The following is a 22,606-nucleotide window of genomic DNA, read 5'->3' as shown; positions in this document are numbered from 1 at the left end:
ATGGATTATATTGCTCTAAAACATACTCACATGGCGTTTGCAGTGCTTAGCGTTGCGTTGTTTTACACCCGCTCTATTTCACGCCTAGTTTCGGGCAAAATAGCGAGTAAAAAAGCGGTTTTTATCGCCAGTCATGGCACCGACACAGTGCTACTTGTATCCGCAGTATACCTTGCTGTAATGGCTGGATTAACACCGTCATCTCAACCTTGGTTGATGGAAAAGATTGTTTTAGTCGTTGGCTATATCGGCTTAGGGTTTGTGATTGCGAAATCAACACAAAAAGCAAAGCAGGTTGGCGCACTCCTTGGTGCAACAGTCATCATTGCAGCGATAGGTTACCTTGCAGGCACCAAAAACGCGTTTATTTTATAACCTTACCTTGATTTAATCGACTCGCTGTGTGACATTTGTTCCTCGCTCGCACAGCGCCCTCCGAAAATAGCACTTGGGAATGGAATAAAAAGTGTTACACTACGTCCTTATTATTTACACGTGGGTTAGCAGTACAGTCTATGACACATACCGGGTTTAATGAACAACAAGAGTTAGGCATGAATTATTCGGTTCCAGCGTTACTAAGAAGCATCTATGCTGAGCAGCGTTGGGATGCACAGGCTGATATCGAGCAAACTCTGTGTTTGTTAGCTGAGTTCGAATTAACGATTGATGATATGCGCGTAAAGGAAAAAGATCTACATAAGCGCGTGGACTTACTGTTAGATACCTTTTATACGACTTGGCTATTTAGCGGTACTGGACAAAAAGTCCCTGAGTATTTACTTAATAATATCGGCTATGTGCTGAAAATGCGCAGCGGCACGAGCACAGCGTTAGCCTTGATACTAACACATTTACTTGAGCGAGCTGGGTTTAATGCAACAATTGCGTTGATGCAAAGCGAAGTGATGGTACATATTGCACTAAGTAGTGAAGAAGGTTACATCATAGACCCGAGTTCAGGTCAGCAATCTTGGTATATTTCTCCTGAAAACGATGCTGAAAAGGATCAAGAGCCCATGGAAATCGTTGTTGGCGATGAGGCATTTAAACTCTATCTAGCACAACAAAAATGGTCTTTTATTGCCGCCGAGAAATTCAGCCATGCATTAAGTTGTGTTGAATTGCTGATGGAATTATTGGGTGATGATCCATACGAAAGACGGGATCGCGGCTATTTATTGAATCAGCTTAACTGTCCAAAGATGGCTAAAGATGATTTACAGTACTTTGTTGACGAATGCCCTGATGATCCGACAATTGACATCATTCAAAGCCAAATCGAAGAATTAGCGGACCACAATAATATTTTGCATTGATTCGATTAGGGCACATCTAAATGTATGTGCATAAAGTCAAATTTTATGTCCATATATCGACTAACAGTGAGTAGTCAAAGTCGTTGTTACATTATATTCTCTAAAGGTTGGTAATTGCTTTACGGCGGGAATACGTGTGTCGAATGTGGCTATGACGTAATGAAAATGTCTCCACAAATGACGTTCAGTGTGCGTTTACTGGTGAAACTTAGACTTCATTAGCAGTCAATTAATTGTCGAGTATTGTGCGTTTATTAAAACTTGATTGTATGCTTAGTATCCCACCCGTTTATTACCACAAGTTTAAGATATAATTAAAGATTCAAGTATTGGCAGGGGACAAATGTGTCATGGATAGGCTTTTACCACAAAGTCTCAGCTCTGCTGAAAGCACACAAGTATGCTGCGTGATACGAAAAGCGACGCATCATATGTAGTTAAATTTGGAATTGAATATGAATACACAAATAATAAAAGTTGGCACAACAGAAGTTGCTAACGATAAACCATTTGTACTGTTTGGTGGTATGAATGTATTAGAGTCGCGTGATTTAGCGATGCAAATTGCAGAGCACTATGTCGAAGTGACTTCGAAGTTGAAAATCCCATATGTATTCAAAGCATCTTTTGATAAAGCAAATCGCTCTTCTATCAACTCATATCGTGGCCCTGGTCTAGACGAAGGCCTAAAAATATTCGAAGAGATTAAAAATACCTTTAATGTTCCTATCATTACAGATGTTCATGAACCTTATCAAGCTGCGCCTGTAGCTGACGTTGTTGACGTGATCCAGCTACCTGCCTTCCTTGCTCGTCAAACTGATCTCGTTGTGGCAATGGCAAAAACCGATGCAGTGATCAATGTTAAAAAGCCACAGTTTTTAGCACCTCATGAAATGCGTCATATTATTAAGAAAATCAATGAAGCAGGGAACGAAAAAGTTATTCTGTGTGAACGAGGCAGTAGTTTTGGCTACAACAATCTGGTTGTGGATATGCTGGGTATGGACGATATGAAGCACATGGCTCCCGTGATATTTGATGCGACACATGCGTTGCAGCGACCTGGTGGACGTGCTGATTCGGCCGATGGCCGAAGAGCACAAGCCGCAGAATTGGCACGCAGTGGGATGGCACTTGGGTTGGCGGGTTTGTTTATTGAAGCGCACCCAGATCCAAATATCGCTAAGTGCGATGGCCCGTGCGCACTGCCACTGGCAAAGTTAGAAGGGTATTTATCGCAAATGAAAGCAGTGGATGAGTTGGTAAAGAGCTTTGAACCGCTAGATACAAGCGCAAGCCTATAAAGTCCTGCGCAGCTTCGGCTGCGCATTAGCTCATATAAAAAACCTGACTTAAAAACATGTAAAGGCGTCCTGCTATGTCGAGAAGGTTACCACCGCTGAATGCTTTAAAAGCTTTTGAAGCCGCAGCGCGGCACCTGAGCTTTACCAAAGCTGCTGAGGAGTTGTTTGTTACGCAAGCTGCAATCAGCCACCAAATTAAAACATTAGAAGAGCATTTGGGTCTCAAGCTCTTTTTAAGAAAAAATCGCTCGTTGTTGCTCACTGAAGAAGGGCAGGGTTACTTTTTAGATATCAAAGATATATTTTCCCAATTAATTGATGCAACCGAAAAATTGCTGGCCAGAGGTGCAAAGGGCTCTTTAACTGTGAGTCTGACCCCAAGCTTTGCGATTCAGTGGTTAGTGCCAAGGCTAAGTAAATTTAATGAGTTATTCCCCGACATTGATGTGCGAATAAAAGCACAAGATCTGGATGAAAACTCACTGACCGATGATGTAGATGTTGCGATATATTACGGCCGAGGTAATTGGAATGGCGTACAAACCCACAAGCTACATACGGAGTATTTAGTGCCACTGTGCAGCCCGTTGCTACTAAATGGTCCAAAGCCACTTAATAGTCCCAATGACCTTGTCAATCATACCCTGCTTCATGATACTACACGGCGTTCATGGAAAGCGTGGTTAAAAACCGCTGGTGTCCGAAATGTCCCCGCAAATACAGGTCCAATATTTAGCCACTCCTCAATGGTTTTACAAGCGGCTGTGCACGGTCAAGGGGTCGCGCTTGGTAACAGTGTATTGGCAAAGCCGGATTTAGACGCCGGTCGTCTGGTTATTCCATTTAGTCATAGCTTAGAGAGTAAAAATGCCTATTATTTGGTGTGTCGCGAAGCACAGGCTGAATTAGGCAAAATAGTTTCTTTTAAGGACTGGATGCTTAGTATGGTCGAACAAGAACAGATTTAACAAGAAGGTTTAGATGACAGAACGTGTTTCAATCCAATGGTTCAAAGCAAGTGAGCCTGTCGCACAATTTGTTTTTGCTCATGGCGCTGGGGCTGGCAGTGACTCCGAGTTTATGCAGGATATGGCGAAAAAGCTTTCCTATGCAGGAATAAACGTCGCATTGTTTGATTTTGCATACATGGAAACAGCCAAGGCGCAAAACAAAAAGCGTCCACCAGATCGTGCGCCTAAGCTGTTAGCGCGTTATGAGCTTGTGTTGTCTCAGTTAGATGCAAAGCTGCCTCTATTTATTGGTGGTAAGTCAATGGGCGGGCGGATGGCCTCTATGTTGGTGTGTGAAACACAAGCACAAGTATGTGGAGTGCTTGCTTATGGTTATCCATTCCACCCACCTGGAAAGCCAGATAAATTAAGGGTCGATCATTTTGATGAGATTCCATGTCCTTTTTTGGTGCTACAAGGTGAGAGAGATACGTTTGGCAACAAAAGTGAAGTTTCTGCTTTGTCACTTGGTAAGACGCCAGAGCTATTCTGGTTACCAGATGGTGATCATTCATTAAAGCCACGTAAAGCGAGTGGCTTTACTGAGCCACAAAATAGGCAATTGGCAGTGGAGCGTACAGTTCAATTTATTGAGAGTGTACTTAATGGCTAAACTGTTTTTAATTATTGGTAGTACATTTTGTATGTTATCTGTCGCGTTGGGGGCATTTGCAGCACATGGACTGAAAAGCCATGTCAGTGACTACGCCGTAGGGATATTTAAGACAGCCGCTGAATACCAAATGACCCATGGGTTGGCCATTATAGCGGTCGCAATTTTGATAAAATGGGGCATGCAAATAAAATGGGCAGGTTATTTGTTCAGCGTTGGGGTCATACTATTTAGTGGCAGTTTATACTTACTAGTGCTTACTGGTGCAAAATGGTTGGGCCCTGTCACACCGATAGGTGGTTTGTGTTTTATTCTTGGTTGGCTGGTAATGATATATAAGTCAGCTAAGCAGTCATTCTAATCTTGGGAACATTTTAAATGTCGAGTGTAGTAATTTATTGTCGCAGTGGGTTTGAAAATGATGCAGCCGCTGAAATCAACCATCATGCTCAGCTACAAAGTGTAGCAGGCTATGTAAAAGCAAAGCCTAATACAGGATTTGTCACGTTTGAGTGCTTTGCTAAAGAGGATGCTGAAAGACTGCTCAAACAAATCGATTTCAAAAGTTTAGTGTTTGCAAGGCAATGGTTTGCTGGAACTCTTTTGTCAGGCATGCCGTTAGAAGACCGGGTAGGTGAGATAAAGCAATGTGTTGCTGATTTCCCGTTGTGTGGTGAACTGAGAGTTGAGACCCCTGATACAAATGAGGGCAAAGAACTCTCTAAATTTTGTAAAAAGATCTCGACCCCACTGGCGAAGTCACTAGAAAAACAAAATAAACTAACGCGTAATGTAAAGCCACAAAAACCCGTTTTACATGTGCTTTTTTTGGCAAATGACACTGCATATGTGGGGTTCTCATTTAGTGACAATAACTCACCGTTTTTTATGGGGATCCCACGCCTAAGGATGCCCGCGGATGGTCCAAGCCGCTCAACATTGAAGCTAGATGAAGCATTCAATGTATTTTTAACCAAAGAGCAGGCAGAAGAGCGAGTTCGTCCAGGGATGCGTGGCGTTGACTTAGGTGCGTGCCCTGGAGGCTGGACTTACCAGCTTGTAAGGCGCGGTATGTTTGTCGCCGCTATTGATAACGGCCCTATGAACGATAAGTTGATGGAGTCAGGTCAAGTAAAACACTTTAGAGAAGACGGGTTTAAATATCGCCCAGAAAAACGCAATATCGACTGGCTAGTGTGCGATATGGTTGAAAAGCCAAGTAAAGTAACGCAGCTGATGATCGATTGGATAGTAAATGGGTTTGTCAAAGAGCTCATCTTTAACCTAAAGTTACCGATGAAAAAGCGCTTTGATAGCGTTTATGAATGTTTGCAATTAATCGACGATGAACTTGCGCATTACAATGTGGGCTATAAGTTACAAGCCAAGCACCTTTACCATGATCGTGAAGAAGTTACAGTGCACATCCAAGTACTAAAAGTGCCACAAAATCTGTATAGCTAATATTAATTTGTTGCATTTATAGGGAAGTAGATGTTGCAAATTTTATTGTGTTAACCCCCCGCTATTTATTAACTTTCTTTAAAACAATTGCCAGTGTTTTAATTGACGCATGCTGCTTTATCACCAAGTAACTTAAAGGACACATTAACAAGTCTTGGTCATTCTAATGAGGCATTGCAATACCAAAAGTTAACAGCTTTATGTACAAGTATAATAGCGAGACCCCTAGAAATAGACATGGGCGCAATATTTCGAAAGTAGATATGATATTAAATAGAATAAAAAGTTATGCAGTGATAATCGTGTTATCAACTTGCTTTATGATGACTAAAGAAACAGAAGCATGTGCTGCAGCAACTGATGAATATATGTTAAACCATGAGAAAATGATTCAACGGTCAGCTGATATTTACCTTGTAAAAGCGGTAAGTAAAAAGCGAGAAAATAAGATCATCACTACCACATTTGATGTACTTGATGTTGTAAAGGGACGTGAAAGAAAGCAATTAACCATATCTTTTCAAGATTTTGAATATAATAAACAATCATCGCATCGATTTATGACGGATTTCTCTCTTCATAAGGACGAGAAGTTTTGGAAAGATGGCGTGGGTCGAAGTCAAATACTCACCAACTGTGAGACAGTTGCTAGCTTCAGATTGGGTTATGGCTATTTATTATTCCCTAAGTTTAAGTCAAACGCCAAAGGAGCAGAGATTATTAATGATACGTCTGATACATGGTATCAATTTGTTAAGGAACGTGTTGAAGCAAATGTAAAATAGCGACGTTAAATTTTGTATAAAAGGGGGGCTGTCGGTACTTTATAAGCATTAAAGTTCGGGCGGCTTTTCGATAATTTCACGAAAAAATAAAAGCGCTTTGACGTAACACGTATTTTGTGAGGGCGTAAATAGCATTTTAAAATAGCGCACTTTGAATTTAAAACTGCTACAAAGCTTTGACTTTCAACATCCAACAGCAGTGTTCTTATATACCTATTTATAATTCCCAGAAATATTTTGAAACACTATCGTGCAAGTACTTACATACCTATTGATTGAATAAATTAAGCCTGTTTGCAATTTCACGCATTTAAAATGCATTATCCTTTAGTCTAATTTCTATACAGGGCCTGTTCTTTTTATTGCTACATTGGAAAAGCTGCACAAAGCTCCGTGCCGGAATTGGTTGATGGCCGGAGTGACGTAGCCGATAACAATAACATGTAAGGAAAGTACGATGGATAACAATGACAAAGAGATATCTTCACAGCCCGTCGAAGGCACTTCACGGCGCAGCTTTTTGAAAAAGTCGCTTGCTGTTGGCGGTGCTGTTGGCGCTGTTCCACTAGCACTCAATTCAGCATCAGCACAGGCTCGCGGTGAATATGGGCAATATCATAAAGTGTATAGTAATGATCCAAGATACATCTCGATGTTGATAGGATCTAACATGCGCTTTTTAAGCCAACCAACTTATATTGGTGCTTGCAGCTCGGCTCATGAAGTTTATATGGCTGCACGTGATGCGATAGCGCAGGACAAACGCATTACCGTGCGTGCAGGGGGCCATTGCTATGAAGGGTTCGTCAATAATGACAATGGTGTTGTTATTGATATTAGTAATATGGATCGTATCTACAAAGAGGGTGACTACTATGTCGTAGAAGCGGGTGCAAACTTGGGTCATACCTATAAAACGCTGTTTAAGGAATTTGGTAAGATTATTCCAGCAGGTTCGTGTTTTGGTGTGGGTATGGGGGGGCATGTTTGTGGGGGCGGCTTTGGCATTCATTCCCGCTCATACGGGCTATCAAGTGACTACTTGGCGGGAGTTGAGCTGGTTTCATTTAATGAGTGGGGTGGACAGGCAAACTATCCAAGAAAGTTTTTCAAGGGTCAGTCCGCTCAAGCTGATGAAGTTGTTTGGGCACACCAAGGTGGTGGCGGCGGTAACTTTGGCATTGTGACGAAATACTATTTTAAAGACTTGCCTGATGTACCTGCATTTGTTCATGCGCAGGAGGTGGCTATCCCATGGGCAAGTTTAGATTATTCCCAGTTTGCTGCATTACTTAAAAATTATGGTGAGTTCTGGACTAAAAATAATGGCCCCGATAATCGCTTTAATGCGCTTCATACCTCTATGTCGTTGCCTAACTCAGTGGCTGGTAGTGGCGATATCCGTATACAGCTGTTTAGTAGTGGAGATCCAAGATTAATTGATGAGTTTTTAGATTCGGTATTTTCGTCTGCGCAATTAGCCGAAGCAAAAGTAGGCCTGCGCACTTCTGATCATATGGGACAACAAAGCCAAGAGAATGCGCCGCCAAGGCCCACGCCGCCCGGTAGTTACTTTAGCTTACCTTGGTGGTACGGAACGCAATACAATGCAGGTCCACTGATTGGTGCACGCGGAAAAAACAAATCAGCTTATATGAATAACCCATTTCCAGAGTCTCAAATTCGTACTTTGTGGGATGAATTACGCCATGGTGATTACCTAAGTCCAGGGGGGATCGTTCAAATCTCTTCGTACGGGGGACAAATCAATGCATTTTCATCGTCGGATACCGCTGTGTCTCACCGCAGATCGGTGATGAAACTACAATATCAAACGTATTGGTTTGAGCCTAATCAGGATCCTTACCACATTGGGTGGATGAATGGCCTGTATGAGAAAATGTATGGCAAAGAGGGGCCTGTACCAGACGGTGTCATGGATGGGTGCTATGTCAATTATGCGGATACTGATATTCAAAACTGGCAGTACCTATATTACAAAGACAACTATCCGAGATTACAAGCGGTTAAGCGACTGTTAGATCCGACCAACCGTCTCAATCATGCCCAATCGATAGAAGTTTAACTGAGAGAGAAAGCACGATGTGCCTGATAGGCACATCGTGTTTGTGTGGTTCATGATTAGTAACGATTCATGCAGTTTGCATAGAATGTGGTGGTTGCAGGCCAATCACTAAATACGCCTTTTACGCCGACTTGTCTTGCCAGTACATCCAGTACTGTATAGACGTCACCTTCGGCCTTTACAGCTTCACTGATCCCTTGATAGTACCAGCCACCACCTTGAGAAATTAGACCTGAACGCTCCAATGTCCATGTAATGATCTCTAACTGTGCAGCTTTTGCTGCGCGTGCATACTCAGATGGTACAATTTCACCTGCATCGTTGAGTGTCAGCAGTACCCATAGAGGCGGTGCGATGATATTTACCCCACTGTCTTTGATCTCTTCCATGGAAGGTTGCCATGTTTGAGGATTGCTTGGGTCAAACTTCGGGTCATCATAGCGACCATCAAGATACACCCCTTTTCGGCCATAACGGGTGTTGTGGCGCCAATACTGGACATCCTCAATATTGAAAGACTGAGGTAATACTCGATGCGCAGGCACGCGAGCCGCTCTGTATTCGTCAATCATTTTTTGCGCATAGTCTTGCTGTGTCATGCCTTCATATGGCATTGGTACTTGAGGAGACTTCAGCTCCGGAGTCATTTTTACACGCAACGACTTGAACAGTTCAATACTTTCAGCGTGACTCATGAGCGTGCCCGTCGCAGAGTACAAGTCGGTGCGCCAGCTGGCGGTCCCTTTTACATATTCCTCAACGGTGGTGGCATTTGGGTTTGCGCCGTCCATTTTTCCTTTAAGTTGCTTAAACTCTTCTAATGTTAAATCCGATGCACAACATTGTGCACTCGCGAGAGTGCCCGTTTCGGGGTCTGCTGGCGTAAAGGGTTGCGTGCACTTCGCGGCAAGTTCTGGTCGCATTAATATGTCGGTGCTGGTATGTAAATCACATTGCGCGTGGCGACAAACGAGTTCTTTGTCTTTGGTAAAGGTCACATCACACTCTAAAACACCTGCGCCCATTTTGGCTGCTGCAATGTATGACTCTTTTGTATGTTCAGGAAACTGTGTGGGGGCACCACGATGGCCAATAGAAAAGTCGCTTTTTACAAAAAAGGGTCTATGAGCACAGCGAGAGAGCTTCGTTTTTAATGCACTCGGTGCCATTTGATCCAATAAGTAAAAAGGGCGAGGGCCAAGTTGTGCAGTGGCATGGGCGCAGGCACTGCTGAGCAGTGCCGTACTGATGACGATTTTAGCTAAAGTTTTCATAACATCCTAGTATGGTTTTTTTTAGCTATTATCGGGATGAATTGTGACGTTTATATGAGCGCCTAGCGATAGTTATGTCGGTAGTTTTCGACCCAGAGTTTTGTTGCTCCGCACACCGCAGCAGGCATCACAATTAAATTGACAAACGGGATCGCGGTTAATACAAACACCGCAAAACCAAATCCATAGGACAATCCCTGTTGGCCTTTAAGATCTTGTTTCATTTGGCTGAAGCTAATTTTATGATTATCAAATGGGTAATCATTGTACTGGATGTTGTACATCCAGCAGGTGAACAATATCCAAAGCAATTGGCCGAGAAAGGGAAGAAACCACAGCATCAAGAAAAAGATAATGGCTCGTGGCATATAGTATTTGAGCTTGGTCCATTCTCGGCCCACCATGCGAGGCACATCTTTAAGAATATCAGCAAAGCCATCGTCGTTAATTTTTTGACCAGTAAGGTGCATCTCTACTTTTTCAGATAACAGACCGTTAAATGGCGCTGCAATAAAATTAGTGATGACAGTAAATACCATACTGTAACTAAATAAAATAATGACAATGGCCAGAGGCCACAACAGCCACTCCAACCAACTTAAAATACTCGGCAGCATTGACCTGAGGTATTCGAACCCCTGTGTAAGCCAGTCAAAAAGAAAAAAGAGTGAACTACCAAATAACAAAATGTTGATAAGTAGTGGAATAAAAACAAAGCGCTTAAGTCCTTTTTGACCCAGCATGGAAAAACCAGCAATGAAATACTCCATCCCCTTGGCTAATTGCATAAGTAAACTCTAAATTAGGAACAGTTGATGTTTATTATAATCGCTTCTGAAAATTTACGTAGCGGTTTTTTGATCTGCATCATTGCAAATAAAGTCCTGTAAATTCAGTGGTTAGAGTATATATGTCACACTCTCTTACAATTCTACAGGGTAATTTGTATTGGGGCCCCTCTTGTAAACGTCTAGGTGAGTCCATACACTTATTTATAGACTTTTTTGGAGAATCATCGAATATGCGGATCTTTCATGTGTTGTTTGCATTGAGCTTTGCGACGTTACTGTGTGTAACGGCGGCAGGGGCCAGTGCGGCTGATGAAAGACAGCAGGTTGTTGAAGCTTTAGCTGACATTGATGTTCAGTTTTTAGATGTTGACCTAGATGATGCGTTGATTATCAGTGCGCCGAGTCGAGATTTTGCAGGCGTTCAATGTCGTCCAGCAACCCGATTCAATGCGCATTCAAACTCCACTCTTACCAAACAGATCCGCGCCCCGCCAACTCACTAAACACGCTTAATCTTAAATTTTATTTATTTAATTTAAAAATCGTGAGGTGAACCATGAGCTATTATCGTGCGCTTGAAACAAATGCGGTGAATACAAATACCGTAGCAAAAACACATTCAAATATAATCGACACTATTGCTGCGGGAGAAATACAAGAGCAGTTACCCGCAGAACAATTTTTACATCCATTGCCAACCACGGAAGTGGACCAATACGCCACCATTGATGAGGTGTTATTGGTACTTGATAAAACCCACCAAGCAACCGCTCTGGTTATTGATGTAAGTGGCCAGCAATTGGGCTTTATTGCGAAGGCGCAATTGGGCAGCCGATTTATTCTGGCAAAAGCACAAGCATTGGGTTGTACCCGTAATGAGTTAACCGTCAGTGATGTTATGGTGCCGTTATCGGCGCTTCGTCAAGTGTCTAGTGCTCAAGTATTAAATGCGAGAGTAGGTGATATTATGGCAACGATGGAAGAAGATGGTCTTGCTTACTTACTTGTCGTCAGCCAGCAAAGTCAGCATGCGGTTGGCTATTATGATTTTATCGATATGGTGAAAAGCAGCAGTCGTGCTATGACGGCTTTAAAACCGAGCCGTACTTTTAACGAGGTTGTTGAGCACGTTTTGCACCATAAAGAAATGTAACAGTTCCCCCAAAGTTAATGTAAATTAAAGCCAAGGCATCGTATGATGCCTTTTTTATTTTTAGGGGAGCTTAACGTTGTGCCGCTTGGCGTACCAGTAAAAGATTGGTAGTTCAATTAGCGTAAAACTGATTAGCGTAAACCAAGGCCATGTAACTTCAAACCAAATGACGCTAAATGCCGCCCCACTGCCAAAATAGACAGAGCCAACAATGCTCAACGACACCATGGAGGCGATAAAGTCTTGTATAGAGATTTTCCTAAAGTCATTGCCAGCATACTTGGGGTAAATAACAAAGTAAGCCAATAACAAGATAGCGGCATTGAGTATTATTATGTTTAGCTCTGGGGACATAACTGCGTCTCAGATAGTTAAAATGGGCATATTATCGATGTGTCTGAAGTCGTGAACTCCAAAATACCGAAGCTACGTAATCAATCAGCTGCTATTGTAATGGTATATTGCTATGTCTGCAAAGTAATCAAAACGTGCACAATAATTTAATTTACCCAGCATAGAAGCTGCGTTATTGGCAATTACACTGCCTTTTGTGTGTGATTCTGTATATACTTCGCTTCTTGACCAAATGAGGTGAGTATGCTGTCTAAAAACCAACAAAAACTAGTTAGAGCGCTGGCGCAAAAAAAGTACCGTAAGCAACATGGTCTTTACTTAGTACAAGGGGAAAAGAATGTACTAGAGTTGTTGGCAGCCCGCGTTGAAGTACAACAAATATTTGCGACGCCTCAATTTATCAGCGCTCATCAACTCGAGTTAAAATACAGCAAAGTCACCGAGTGTGATGAACAAGCTTTGAGTAAAGTCAGCACGCTGGTCAGTAACAATGCGGCAATAGCAATTGTGCCAATTCCAGCACAGCAAAGTATTGATAAAAGTGGGTTGATACTGGCATTGGACGGGGTTTCAGATCCGGGCAATTTAGGTACCATTATTCGTGTTGCAGATTGGTATGGATTGAAACAAATTGTAGTAAGCGAAGATTGTGCTGATCACCTAAACCCCAAAGTAATCAGTGCAACCATGGGGTCGTTTGCACGTATCAGTGTCGTTCGTACTGATTTAGCCCACTTTTTAAGTCAATACAAAGGTGCGGTATACGGTGCCTACTTAGATGGACAGAGTGTTCACGAGGCAACGTTTAATCAAAGTGGCGTTTTGCTTATGGGCAGCGAATCTCATGGCATAAGATCCTATCTCAGTGAATATATTAATCAGCCAGTCACGATCCCGGCTTTTGGCGGTGCTGAATCACTGAATGTGGCGATGGCAACAGGGATCATTCTTGATAACATGCGCCGCTCAGTGTAGCTTGAGTGATGTAGACAATGTTTGGTTTCACAATAAATACTCTTTATGCGCTTAAGTCATATTAAACTGGCTGGTTTTAAGTCATTTGTTGACCCCACTAAGATCCCATTTCCAGATCAAATGACCTGTGTCGTGGGTCCCAATGGGTGTGGTAAATCAAATGTAATCGATGCAGTGCGCTGGGTGCTGGGTGAAAGCTCAGCCAAAAATCTGCGTGGTGATGCCATGACGGATGTTATTTTTAATGGGTCGACGCATCGCAAGGCCATTTCGCAAGCGTCTGTCGAACTTACATTTGAAAACACCCAAGGCACGTTATCTGGTTCGCTTGCGGATAGAAACCAAATCGCGATCAAACGACTCGTGACAAGAGAAGGTCAATCTTTATATTACCTCAACGGCAGTAAATGTCGTCGAAGAGACATCACGGATATCTTCCTCGGCACCGGCTTAGGACCGCGCAGTTACGCGATTATCGAGCAAGGCATGATCTCGCGTTTGATCGAAAGTAAACCCCATGAACTGAGAGTATTTCTAGAAGAAGCGGCGGGAGTATCCAAATATAAGGAACGTAGAAAAGAAACGCAGACTCGAATTAAGAGCACGCGGGATAACTTAGAGCGCTTGCTTGATATGCGACAAGAGCTCCAATCTCAATTAGATAGATTGGCTAAACAAGCGGACTGCGCGCGCAAATACAAATCGTTAAAATCACAAGAGCGGACTTTAAAAGGTCAACTGGCCGTTTTAAAGTGGCAGGACTTTAATGACAAGCTGCAGCTCAAAGTTGCTCAAATTACCAAATTGGACGAGCAGCTTACTTTTCTTGAACAAGCACATCGTGGCCAAAACGATGTAATTGCCAGCTTTGAGCAACAAGTAAACCATTTGACGGACGCATTAAGCACTGCGCAACAAGCTCAACACAAAACACACACTGAACTCACCCGGGCAGAACAACAAAAAATACACTTGGGAGAGAAACACGCCGAGTTAAACGCGTTGCAAACTAAGCTGGTGCAGGAGCTTTTGCACGCCCAGGAGCTTATGAGTGAACAAGGTGTAGCCTGCAATACTCACCAACAACAATGCGATGATGCCGCAGAGGCGCTCGCAATCAGCGAAGCTGAATTAGACGAAGTGACTGCGCTTTACGAGACGCTGCACAATGATGGGCAAGATCTAGAGAAAAATTTAGAGCATGCACAGCGTCAATTAACTCAAGCACAAACAGAACTGAACAGCCACACCAATAAACTTCAGCACGTGCAGCAGAGCAGAGTGTTTCAGCAAGATAAGCTCAGTGACTTGGTTGTAAAGCAAGACGCACTTGAAACACAAAATAGTGCTAACGCGTTTTCAGTCGAACAATCGAAACAGCAAGGGCTAGTCAAAGACATGGCCGCGCTGCAAAGTAAGTCACAAAAATTGCTCGCTGAGATCGAAGATTATGAACACCAAATAAAAATGCATAGCGCAGATCATGAGAGACTGGTGCAGCAAAACCTGGAGTTGACCACAGAACAAGATATGTTATCTGAGCTGCTTGGGATGTCTGAGCCTGCTTCGGCACAGCACTTTTTGAGCCAATTAAAGGTGAACGCTGAATATACTCAAGTCGTTGAACGAGCATTACTGGGGATCACCGATCTACGCTTAACCGACAAGCCCCATGATTCAGGCATTTGGGTTACCAAGGCTCGACCGCACCCTGAGAGTGTTGCGACATTGGTAGAGTCAGGGGTTTATCCAAGTTTCTTAAATCACATTAAATGGCTAGACAAATCATGCCAGTTTACACCCTGCACGCATTTTATACTGGCGATTGATAAGCAGGGTGAAGTGTACGGAGAAAACTTTGTTACTCAGCCACGTGAGAATCAAAGCAATGAGCTTGCAAAATATGAGCGACTGGATGAGTTATCTCGGCTTTTACCAGAGTTACAGCAATCGCTGTGTGATAGCAAAGACATACTCAATAATCTTCAAGATACTCAGACTGAATTGATGTGCCAATCAGAGCAGGTCAAGCAAGATATTCACCGTGTTGCACAGGAAATTGCAGGCAGTAAAAGCCGTTTGGAGATGTTGGCGCATCAGCAACACCTGTGGCAACAGCAATCAGAACAATTGATTACGGAAAGGACACAAGTCGAAAGTACGCTGGTGGAACTGGACCAAACGCACGACAATCTTGCCACTTTACAAGTGCAGCATATGACGCAAGTGGCGCAGCTAGAGCTGCACGTAGCAAAAAATAAAGATGCGGCGGAAAAGTACAAGCGAGAAGAAAGCCAAATACAGCGGCGTAAGAACCAACAACAAGAACGCGTGCATCAAGCCAAGTTGGCGATGCAACAAGCACACAGTGCACAGCAAATAAGTGCGACTAAATCAGCCCATTTACGCCAAAGCGCTGAACAGTGCGAGGCGTCACTCAAGACGATTAAAACACAATTAAGTCAACTAGATGCGCCGAGCGAAGAAATTAAAGTACGCATTCAAAATTTGTTGCATCATCATCAAATACAGCAGGATAAGTTAGTGCAATTGGACGCGGAAGTGGTTTCGGCGAAACAACAATTGGCTGAAAAGCAGCTTTCCGTACAGGGCGCTCAGACGCAGGCCCTCAAGTTGAAGGAACAAAAGCAGCAACTGCAACTACAAGAGCAAAGTTTAGTTGTGAAGGCGCAGTCTGCATTGGAGCCCCTGTTAGAATTGAAACAAACTTTGAAAGGCGTGCTGGCTACGTTAGATAAAGAAATGACGCAAGGCGTGTATCAAAGTCAATTGACCGCGACAAGTCAAAAGCTAGCGATGTTAGGGGCCGTTAATTTAGCAGCGATTGAGGAATTTGACGAAGCGGCTTTGCGCAAGAAATACTTAGATGAACAGCTGAATGATTTGAGCGCCGCGTTGGAGACGTTGGAAAACGCAATCCGAAAAATTGATCGGGAAACCAAAACGCGGTTTAGAACCACTTTTGATGAAGTAAATAGCTCTTTAGCAGAGCTTTTCCCCAAAGTATTTGGAGGCGGAAGTGCGTATTTAGAGCTAACCAGTGATGATTTGTTGGAAAGTGGTGTTACTATAATGGCACGGCCACCTGGCAAGAAAAACTCGACAATTCATCTGCTAAGTGGTGGAGAAAAAGCGCTGACCGCATTATCATTGGTATTTTCTATCTTCAGATTAAATCCAGCGCCGTTTTGTATGCTGGATGAAGTAGATGCGCCTTTGGATGACGCGAACGTTGGGCGCTTTTGTCGTCTTGTCGAAGAGATGTCACAAGCGGTGCAATTTATTTATATCAGTCACAATAAAGTGGCGATGGAAATGGCCGCAAGGCTGACGGGGGTAACTATGGCGGAACCAGGTGTGTCTCGTGTAGTTGCCGTGGACATAGAACAAGCAGTGCAGATGGCACATACATAATAAGTAAAGGTGAACAATGGCCACAGAGTTAAGATGGGCATTAATCGTGATCAGTGCGTTGATCATAGGTGGACTACTGGTTCATGGGTTATGGTCTGTTAGAAAAAAAGAAGATAAAGAAGGTCGCAGACAGGATGTGCCAGCACCAAAAAGCGATGCAAAAACATCTGAGCCAGAACTCAACGATATGAGCTTTACGGCGGTAGAAGAAGAACCCAACGCCACAATTGATGAACCCGTGCTACACGATACTGAGGACGAGCGCCAGGCTACGCCCTCTGAAGATAACTCTGAGCCACAGTCTGCACCTGAGCCACAAGATTTTATTATCTTACACATTCAAATGCCAGAAGGTCTTACCATGGCAGGGTCTAAACTGCTACCAAGCGTACTTAGCTTAGGTTTTAAATATTCTGAAGAAGGCTTTTTTAATCGCCATTTAGAGTCGTCAGGTAATGGCCCTGTGCTGTTTCGCCTTGTGAATATGTATAATCCTGGCACATTTGATATTGATAATATGGAACAGTTTAGTACCGCTGGCGTGAGCTTATTTATGACCTTACCTTGTGAGGGCGATAGCATGGCGGCATTTAACATGTTGCACGGCGCAGCTAAAAAGTTATCTGATGAGTTTGGTGCACAAGTACTTGATAGTGCAAGAAAGCCACTGACGGTAGATACAATCAGAGCGTACGTTGAGAAAGTGCGTGAGTTTGCTGCATAACGTGTTGGCGTGATCCGTCTGCACGCGAGCGCAGGCGCAAGAGATAGAATAAGCCACTGGTATTAGCCGGTGGCTTTTGTGTTATTAAGAGGTTGAAATGTCGGAATCTATCAGTAATAGAATCAATGAATTAAAGGCGCAATTGGAAGAGCACAATTACAAGTATTATGTGTTAGACATGCCATCTATACCAGATATTGAATACGATAGGCTAATGCGTGAACTGGTAGAGCTAGAAACGCAACATCCTGCATTTTTAAGCGTAGACTCTCCGTCTCAGAAAGTGGGGGGCATGGCGCTTAGCAAGTTTGATCAAGTGACGCACCAGGTGCCGATGTTGTCTCTTGACAATGCGTTTGATGAAGATGAGTTTAATGGGTTTAATCGCCGCATCAAAGAGCGCTTACTAGAGAGCAAAGAATTGAGTTTTTGTTGCGAGCCGAAACTTGATGGACTCGCCGTGTCAATTCTGTATCGCAATGGTGTCTTAGTCCAGGCTGCGACACGGGGTGATGGTCAAGTCGGGGAGAATATCACCGAAAATGTCAAAACAATCCGTAATATCCCACTTCGTCTACGTGGCGAAAATATACCTGTAGAGGTGGAAGTACGCGGCGAAGTGTTTATGGACAAAGCGGGCTTTGAGCGATTGAATGAAGCTGCTTTGGCGAAAGATGAGAAGACTTTTGCCAATCCACGAAATGCGGCTGCCGGAAGCTTAAGACAGCTTGATTCAAAGATCACCGCGAAGCGCCCATTGATGTTTTACGCTTACTCAATGGGCACTGTTGATGGCGCTGAACTTGCCACGACGCATTATGGGCAATTGGAGCAACTCAAACTGTGGGGATTGCCTATGTGCCCAGAAACAAAGCGAGTTGAAGGGGTTGCGCAAGCAATCGCGTATTATCAAGATATTCTTAACCGTCGTGATGCGCTGAGCTATGAAATCGATGGCGTGGTTATCAAAGTCGATGACAAGCAACAGCAATCACAGCTTGGTTTTGTTGCTCGCGCGCCGCGCTGGGCCATCGCGTACAAGTTTCCAGCCCAAGAAGAGGTCACCCAACTACTGGATGTAGAGTTTCAAGTGGGGCGTACGGGAGCAATTACCCCAGTAGCGCGTCTTGAGCCTGTGTTTGTGGGGGGAGTGACTGTGTCTAACGCTACCTTGCATAATCAAGATGAAATAGACCGTCTGGGGATCAGAGTAAAAGATCATGTGATCATTCGCCGTGCAGGTGATGTTATCCCACAGATCACGCAAGTTATTCTAGATAAGCGCCAGAATGATACAACGGAGATCCAGTTCCCAAATACTTGCCCTGTTTGCGACTCTCATGTAGAACGTGTCGAAGGGGAGGCCGTTGCACGCTGTACCGGAGGATTAGTTTGCCAAGCGCAAAGAAAAGAAGCGATCAAACACTTCTCATCACGCAAAGCATTAGATATTGATGGTTTGGGTGACAAAATTGTTGAACAATTGGTGGACAGAGAGTTAATAAAGACACCAGCAGAACTATTTAAACTGCGTCAAGGCCATTTTGAGTCTCTAGAACGAATGGGCCCAAAGTCAGCCAAAAACCTAGTTAATGCGTTGGAAGCAGGTAAGCAAACGACGTTGGCGAAGTTTTTATATGCGCTGGGTATCCGTGAAGTAGGTGAAGCAACGGCGCAAAACTTAGCAAATCATTACTTAACGCTTGAAAATGTCATGAACGCCTCCATTGATAGTCTACAGGAAGTCAGTGATGTTGGTGTGATAGTCGCGCACCATATCAACGCGTTTTTCAATGAACAGCATAATCAACATGTGGTATCCGACTTATTAGAAGTCGGGATTAACTGGCCTGAGATTGCTGCGCCTTCAGCGCAAATGCAGCCGCTTGCAGGCTTGACCTACGTGCTAACAGGGACCATGAACGAATTGAACCGCAATGACGCCAAAGCGAGGCTTCAGGCCCTTGGTGCTAAAGTAGCTGGCAGTGTTTCAAAAAATACGGACGCACTCATCGCTGGTGAAAAAGCGGGATCTAAGCTCACTAAAGCGCAAGACTTAGGTATTGAAATTATGGATGAAGCAGGGCTTATTGCGCTGTTGGAGCAACATCAAGGGTAAGCTGCATGTATCAATCTGATTAGCATGTAATTTAAAGAGAGTGGGGGCTATGTGAGTAAGTTAATCGGTCGTTTTGGCCCAGAGTATTGGGACAAATATGGTGTCTATAGAACACCGCTTGGTTTCAACTTGACCTTAATTGTGCTTTTACGCCCCTTTCTAATTTGGCTCATGTCAGCGCTCACGTGGCGCCCTGATTTAGATATCATGAGCCTATTCTTTCCGGTCAAGCATCACTTTTTTATTGCAATTGGTATTGCAACTATCGCATTGTTACCTGCATTAGTGTTCTCCATGAGGCGTCCGACGAGCGCTGTACGTTGGGGGACAATATGGGTGTATATGCGTTGGCCGTTGGTTATCTGTGCGATGTTGGATCTAGGCTGGCTACTAATGCAAGCCGCCAATAGTCATTATCAATTTTCTTTTTATCTCGCGAGTCAAATCGTACTTGTTTCTTGGGTAATTCTGTACCTAATTAATAGTCGTTACTTAACGTGCTTTTTTAGTGATTGGCCGGAACCAGAAGCCAAATAGCTTGACGCGAAAGGAACAGAGCGCCTAAATGGTAGTGTCGGGTTTTGTCGTTCTCTGGACTTAGGGTTTAAAGGTGTGTTGGGTGTGCTGAATGCACTGTAATGATGCAGTGTTGTCCGTATTTTGGCTATTCGCTAAAGCGGCGCCAACATGGGCCAGTTGTTAATTTTATGGGAACTGGTGTATTGTTTAGACCTAGAGATGTCATGAAGTTAGTGTAGGGTGTGTCTATACATCGAGAAAGGCGAAATAGTGTTATTAGCTGAAAACATTAACAAGAAAAGATTACTAGGAACATCAACATGTTAGTTTGGCAAGATATCCTCAAATGGGCAACTGAAGGCAACCCAGAGCCACCGAGAAGGGTGGAGAAAAGCATGATGCAATGGCAAGCCTTGTTAGAGCCCTCTGTATTCCATATTACTCGAAATAAAGGAACTGAAAGACCATTCAGTTCTCAGTCATGCAGTCTGTTTGAGCCGGGTCAATACGAGTGTGCTTGTTGCGGTGAGCTTTTGTTCGATGCGCAAGAAAAATTCGAAAGTGGTTCGGGTTGGCCGTCGTTTACGCAACCTGCGGACCCGAGTGCAATTGCTTATATCCTGGATGATTCGCATGGTATGTCGCGTGTGGAAATCGTGTGTAATGTCTGTGACGCGCATTTAGGACACGTTTTTCCTGATGGCCCAAAACCAAGTGGATTAAGATACTGTGTCAATGCACTGTCTATGGTTAAGCAAGAAACCGTGAGTCAGTAACCTTAATTATTTCAGCCTCACAAAGTTGTACTTAATTTGCGAGCCCCATTTCTTTCATTTGTGCGAGCAACTTATCAAATCGTGTAAGTTGCTCCGAATCTAATTCTGCGCTTTGCAACACGCTCATGCATTTTTTGGCTAAATTTGTGTTAAACGTGATGCCTTTTTTACCGGTTGCATCCGCTAAGCATTGGAGCAAATTCAAAGCGATGCTTGCATTTTTAGGCATGACACGAAAAGCTTGCGAGAAAGCTTCTAATGCCACGTCGAGTTCACCCTTATTAAATTGTTTTACTGCATGATTGTTCAATTCCTTTGGACCCATCGTAATATCTTTACGCTCGTCATGCTGTTGATGCAAGTAATGCATCATGACTGGATCTTCTTGTGTTTGATGCCGTTCACAGTGGTCGATAATTTGGCTAAAAAGCGCCTGTGCTTTGTGTTGAAAGCCTAATTCATGAAATGCTTTCGCTTTATCTAGCGCCGCATCTACAGAGCGGATCACTGCTTCATCTTCAAGCTGCTCCATTAGGTGTCTGGCTTTTTTATGCTCATCTTTCAGATAATGCATGCGCGCATTGAGCACATCAACTTGAGTTTGATTGATGGCGTTGGGAAATTGCTTCTTTAAATCGCTCAAATATTGCTGTGTTTGGCGAGTTATTTTTTGGATCTGTTCATGCTGATCGGTGGCGAGCGCGAAATCGATCCCTGCTCTTGCTGCATTCAGGTAAACTTCTGGACTATCATGGATTGAATACCGCGCAAAGTTTGCGATTTCTTTTTGTGCATTGTAGCTACATTCATAATCATGATTGATCATGGCAACGGTACTTAATGACTTTTGTCGAGATAAGTTTCGTGGCGCAATCTGTGATGCCTCATGTAGGGCTTTTTGAGCATGTTCAAACTTGTTCAGTTTGAGTTCTAATCTACCCAGTAGATCCAGTGCAGCTAGGCGTGTTTCACTTTTTTCTATTAAGCCTTTGAGAAACTTTTGCGCAGTGAGATCTTCATCATTTGCTATAAGCGCTTCAACCAAGCCAAGCTTAGCCCAAGTGAACTTTTGTAATTCCAAAGCGGACTTATAAAACTGTTTTGCTTCATCAAATCGTTTCAGTTTTAACAGGGTTTCCCCTTTGAGCTTTAGTAACATTACAGAATAGGTATGTTGCTGGCTATCTAACTCGCTATTTATAAACTTGAGTGCTTTGGAGTAATTTTCATCGTCTATCAGTGTATAGATCCGCCGTAGACCTTGTTTTCTCTTGAGGATCCGTTCAATGCGGAGCTTCAGATCTTTTATGGTAAACGGTTTAACCAAAAAGTCATCGGGTTGTAACTCAACAACGCTGTGTACCAGTTCGGGACTTGTTTCGGCAGACGTAAAAATAAACCCTGTGCAGCGCTTAATAAGGCGTTTTTGTAGCAATTCCTCATAAAGTTGGTAGCCATTTTGTCGCTTACTCAAATCAAAGGAGCAGATGATAAGTTCAAACTTATTTAATTGACAGCTTTCTTTAGCAACAGCTGCAGATTCTGCAACAAATACATTGCGATAAGCCAAGCGTTCCAGCGACTGTTTCAAATAACTCAGTGCTAGAGGTTGTTCTTCCACAATTAAAATTTTTGAATTAACAAATGGTTGAACGGGCATATTGAATAAGATGTGTTGCTATCAATGTTTTTAGTCTAGTCGTTTCTTTTAACTTTTAAAATAGTTCGATAAAAGATGGCTGTGTTAAGTTAATTGGATTAACAAACTTGGTCATAAACTTTGATAAAAGACATGAAGTAGAATGGTGGGTTGTACTGGACTTGAACCAGTGACCCTCGCCTTGTAAGGGCGATGCTCTCCCAACTGAGCTAACAACCCGGGGTCTGTGTAATTTGGTGGGT

The 22,606-nt window shown here is 43.3% G+C and carries 21 protein-coding genes and 1 tRNA gene; 17 read left to right on the top strand and 5 right to left on the bottom strand.

What is annotated here, in order from left to right; translation table 11 throughout:
- From L1286_RS23095 to L1286_RS23055, 9 genes are all read left to right on the top strand, one after another.
- The gene (locus L1286_RS23095; RefSeq protein WP_235409395.1) at nucleotides 1-375 is read left to right on the top strand and encodes a SirB2 family protein; all 375 of its coding nucleotides are present in this window, start codon (nucleotides 1-3) and stop codon (nucleotides 373-375) included.
- Between the two features lie 140 nt (nucleotides 376-515).
- On the top strand, nucleotides 516-1,319 hold the full coding sequence (locus L1286_RS23090; RefSeq protein ID WP_235409394.1) for a tetratricopeptide repeat protein: 804 nt from the start codon (nucleotides 516-518) through the stop codon (nucleotides 1,317-1,319).
- A gap of 455 nt (nucleotides 1,320-1,774) precedes the next feature.
- Nucleotides 1,775-2,626, top strand: coding sequence for a 3-deoxy-8-phosphooctulonate synthase (gene kdsA / locus L1286_RS23085; RefSeq protein WP_235409393.1), 852 nt, complete (start codon nucleotides 1,775-1,777; stop codon nucleotides 2,624-2,626).
- Nucleotides 2,627-2,700: 74 nt separating this feature from the next.
- Nucleotides 2,701-3,594 carry a transcriptional regulator GcvA gene (locus tag L1286_RS23080; RefSeq protein WP_235409392.1) on the top strand — a complete coding sequence of 298 codons (894 nt, stop codon included), beginning with the start codon at nucleotides 2,701-2,703 and terminating at the stop codon, nucleotides 3,592-3,594.
- A 13-nt stretch (nucleotides 3,595-3,607) separates the two neighbouring features.
- The gene (locus L1286_RS23075; protein ID WP_235409391.1) at nucleotides 3,608-4,249 is read left to right on the top strand and encodes an alpha/beta family hydrolase; all 642 of its coding nucleotides are present in this window, start codon (nucleotides 3,608-3,610) and stop codon (nucleotides 4,247-4,249) included.
- The gene (locus L1286_RS23070; protein WP_235409390.1) at nucleotides 4,242-4,610 is read left to right on the top strand and encodes a DUF423 domain-containing protein; all 369 of its coding nucleotides are present in this window, start codon (nucleotides 4,242-4,244) and stop codon (nucleotides 4,608-4,610) included. The genes L1286_RS23075 and L1286_RS23070 overlap by 8 nt, the downstream gene beginning before the upstream one ends.
- 17 nt (nucleotides 4,611-4,627) lie before the next feature.
- A complete protein-coding gene (rlmM, locus tag L1286_RS23065; RefSeq protein WP_235409389.1) occupies nucleotides 4,628-5,713 on the top strand; it encodes a 23S rRNA (cytidine(2498)-2'-O)-methyltransferase RlmM in 1,086 nt (361 codons plus the stop codon).
- A 320-nt stretch (nucleotides 5,714-6,033) separates the two neighbouring features.
- Entirely contained in the window at nucleotides 6,034-6,498 is a 465-nt protein-coding gene (locus tag L1286_RS23060) for a hypothetical protein (protein ID WP_235409388.1), read from the top strand.
- A gap of 457 nt (nucleotides 6,499-6,955) precedes the next feature.
- Nucleotides 6,956-8,584, top strand: a complete 1,629-nt coding sequence (locus L1286_RS23055) for an FAD-binding protein (RefSeq protein WP_235409387.1) — start codon at nucleotides 6,956-6,958, stop codon at nucleotides 8,582-8,584.
- Nucleotides 8,585-8,640: 56 nt separating this feature from the next.
- Here L1286_RS23055 and L1286_RS23050 read toward each other — a convergent pair whose 3' ends face one another.
- Together L1286_RS23050 and cysZ are read right to left on the bottom strand one after the other, a co-directional pair.
- The gene (locus L1286_RS23050; RefSeq protein WP_235409386.1) at nucleotides 8,641-9,858 is read right to left on the bottom strand and encodes a glycerophosphodiester phosphodiesterase family protein; all 1,218 of its coding nucleotides are present in this window, start codon (nucleotides 9,856-9,858) and stop codon (nucleotides 8,641-8,643) included.
- A 62-nt stretch (nucleotides 9,859-9,920) separates the two neighbouring features.
- Entirely contained in the window at nucleotides 9,921-10,646 is a 726-nt protein-coding gene (gene cysZ, locus L1286_RS23045) for a sulfate transporter CysZ (protein ID WP_235409385.1), read from the bottom strand.
- 233 nt (nucleotides 10,647-10,879) lie between these two features.
- Between cysZ and L1286_RS23040 the strand changes: the two genes are divergently transcribed.
- Nucleotides 10,880-11,152, top strand: a complete 273-nt coding sequence (locus L1286_RS23040) for a hypothetical protein (RefSeq protein WP_235409384.1) — start codon at nucleotides 10,880-10,882, stop codon at nucleotides 11,150-11,152.
- 53 nt (nucleotides 11,153-11,205) lie between these two features.
- Nucleotides 11,206-11,802 carry a hypothetical protein gene (locus tag L1286_RS23035; RefSeq protein WP_235409383.1) on the top strand — a complete coding sequence of 199 codons (597 nt, stop codon included), beginning with the start codon at nucleotides 11,206-11,208 and terminating at the stop codon, nucleotides 11,800-11,802.
- Between the two features lie 60 nt (nucleotides 11,803-11,862).
- On the opposite strand, the gene L1286_RS23030 is transcribed toward L1286_RS23035, so the two are convergent.
- Complete coding sequence (locus L1286_RS23030; protein WP_235409382.1) at nucleotides 11,863-12,156, bottom strand: hypothetical protein; 294 nt, start codon at nucleotides 12,154-12,156, stop codon at nucleotides 11,863-11,865.
- A gap of 243 nt (nucleotides 12,157-12,399) precedes the next feature.
- Here L1286_RS23030 and L1286_RS23025 point away from each other — a divergent pair, with 243 nt between their 5' ends.
- From L1286_RS23025 to msrB, 6 genes are all read left to right on the top strand, one after another.
- Nucleotides 12,400-13,131: a TrmH family RNA methyltransferase gene (locus L1286_RS23025; protein WP_235409381.1), complete on the top strand. Its 732-nt coding sequence runs from the start codon at nucleotides 12,400-12,402 to the stop codon at nucleotides 13,129-13,131.
- Nucleotides 13,132-13,176: 45 nt separating this feature from the next.
- Nucleotides 13,177-16,566: a chromosome segregation SMC family protein gene (locus tag L1286_RS23020; protein ID WP_235409380.1), complete on the top strand. Its 3,390-nt coding sequence runs from the start codon at nucleotides 13,177-13,179 to the stop codon at nucleotides 16,564-16,566.
- A 16-nt stretch (nucleotides 16,567-16,582) separates the two neighbouring features.
- Nucleotides 16,583-17,290: a cell division protein ZipA gene (zipA, locus tag L1286_RS23015; RefSeq protein ID WP_235409379.1), complete on the top strand. Its 708-nt coding sequence runs from the start codon at nucleotides 16,583-16,585 to the stop codon at nucleotides 17,288-17,290.
- Nucleotides 17,291-17,387: 97 nt separating this feature from the next.
- Nucleotides 17,388-19,409, top strand: coding sequence for an NAD-dependent DNA ligase LigA (gene ligA, locus L1286_RS23010; RefSeq protein ID WP_235409378.1), 2,022 nt, complete (start codon nucleotides 17,388-17,390; stop codon nucleotides 19,407-19,409).
- Nucleotides 19,410-19,472: 63 nt separating this feature from the next.
- Nucleotides 19,473-19,946: a DUF2919 domain-containing protein gene (locus L1286_RS23005; protein ID WP_235409402.1), complete on the top strand. Its 474-nt coding sequence runs from the start codon at nucleotides 19,473-19,475 to the stop codon at nucleotides 19,944-19,946.
- A 302-nt stretch (nucleotides 19,947-20,248) separates the two neighbouring features.
- Nucleotides 20,249-20,704, top strand: coding sequence for a peptide-methionine (R)-S-oxide reductase MsrB (msrB, locus tag L1286_RS23000; protein ID WP_235409377.1), 456 nt, complete (start codon nucleotides 20,249-20,251; stop codon nucleotides 20,702-20,704).
- Between the two features lie 31 nt (nucleotides 20,705-20,735).
- Here the strand turns inward: msrB and L1286_RS22995 are convergent, their stop codons facing one another.
- Both L1286_RS22995 and L1286_RS22990 read right to left on the bottom strand, forming a co-directional pair.
- The gene (locus tag L1286_RS22995; protein WP_235409376.1) at nucleotides 20,736-22,364 is read right to left on the bottom strand and encodes a response regulator; all 1,629 of its coding nucleotides are present in this window, start codon (nucleotides 22,362-22,364) and stop codon (nucleotides 20,736-20,738) included.
- 143 nt (nucleotides 22,365-22,507) lie between these two features.
- Nucleotides 22,508-22,583 (bottom strand) — tRNA-Val (locus L1286_RS22990).
- Nucleotides 22,584-22,606 lie beyond the last annotated feature (23 nt).

The organism is Pseudoalteromonas sp. SMS1 (genome assembly GCF_021530565.1).
Taxonomy (GTDB): domain Bacteria; phylum Pseudomonadota; class Gammaproteobacteria; order Enterobacterales; family Alteromonadaceae; genus Pseudoalteromonas.
This window is presented reverse-complemented; position numbering and strand designations above follow the sequence as displayed.

What these genes read in the sequence shown, in the direction of transcription:
- L1286_RS23095 (WP_235409395.1), top strand. Translation starts at nt 1, where the DNA reads ATGGATTATATTGCTCTAAAACATACTCACATGGCGTTTGCAGTGCTT.
- L1286_RS23090 (WP_235409394.1), top strand. Translation starts at nt 516, where the DNA reads ATGACACATACCGGGTTTAATGAACAACAAGAGTTAGGCATGAATTAT.
- kdsA (WP_235409393.1), top strand. Translation starts at nt 1,775, where the DNA reads ATGAATACACAAATAATAAAAGTTGGCACAACAGAAGTTGCTAACGAT.
- L1286_RS23080 (WP_235409392.1), top strand. Translation starts at nt 2,701, where the DNA reads ATGTCGAGAAGGTTACCACCGCTGAATGCTTTAAAAGCTTTTGAAGCC.
- L1286_RS23075 (WP_235409391.1), top strand. Translation starts at nt 3,608, where the DNA reads ATGACAGAACGTGTTTCAATCCAATGGTTCAAAGCAAGTGAGCCTGTC.
- L1286_RS23070 (WP_235409390.1), top strand. Translation starts at nt 4,242, where the DNA reads ATGGCTAAACTGTTTTTAATTATTGGTAGTACATTTTGTATGTTATCT.
- rlmM (WP_235409389.1), top strand. Translation starts at nt 4,628, where the DNA reads ATGTCGAGTGTAGTAATTTATTGTCGCAGTGGGTTTGAAAATGATGCA.
- L1286_RS23060 (WP_235409388.1), top strand. Translation starts at nt 6,034, where the DNA reads ATGATGACTAAAGAAACAGAAGCATGTGCTGCAGCAACTGATGAATAT.
- L1286_RS23055 (WP_235409387.1), top strand. Translation starts at nt 6,956, where the DNA reads ATGGATAACAATGACAAAGAGATATCTTCACAGCCCGTCGAAGGCACT.
- L1286_RS23050 (WP_235409386.1), bottom strand. Translation starts at nt 9,858, where the DNA reads ATGAAAACTTTAGCTAAAATCGTCATCAGTACGGCACTGCTCAGCAGT.
- cysZ (WP_235409385.1), bottom strand. Translation starts at nt 10,646, where the DNA reads ATGCAATTAGCCAAGGGGATGGAGTATTTCATTGCTGGTTTTTCCATG.
- L1286_RS23040 (WP_235409384.1), top strand. Translation starts at nt 10,880, where the DNA reads ATGCGGATCTTTCATGTGTTGTTTGCATTGAGCTTTGCGACGTTACTG.
- L1286_RS23035 (WP_235409383.1), top strand. Translation starts at nt 11,206, where the DNA reads ATGAGCTATTATCGTGCGCTTGAAACAAATGCGGTGAATACAAATACC.
- L1286_RS23030 (WP_235409382.1), bottom strand. Translation starts at nt 12,156, where the DNA reads ATGTCCCCAGAGCTAAACATAATAATACTCAATGCCGCTATCTTGTTA.
- L1286_RS23025 (WP_235409381.1), top strand. Translation starts at nt 12,400, where the DNA reads ATGCTGTCTAAAAACCAACAAAAACTAGTTAGAGCGCTGGCGCAAAAA.
- L1286_RS23020 (WP_235409380.1), top strand. Translation starts at nt 13,177, where the DNA reads ATGCGCTTAAGTCATATTAAACTGGCTGGTTTTAAGTCATTTGTTGAC.
- zipA (WP_235409379.1), top strand. Translation starts at nt 16,583, where the DNA reads ATGGCCACAGAGTTAAGATGGGCATTAATCGTGATCAGTGCGTTGATC.
- ligA (WP_235409378.1), top strand. Translation starts at nt 17,388, where the DNA reads ATGTCGGAATCTATCAGTAATAGAATCAATGAATTAAAGGCGCAATTG.
- msrB (WP_235409377.1), top strand. Translation starts at nt 20,249, where the DNA reads ATGTTAGTTTGGCAAGATATCCTCAAATGGGCAACTGAAGGCAACCCA.
- L1286_RS22995 (WP_235409376.1), bottom strand. Translation starts at nt 22,364, where the DNA reads ATGCCCGTTCAACCATTTGTTAATTCAAAAATTTTAATTGTGGAAGAA.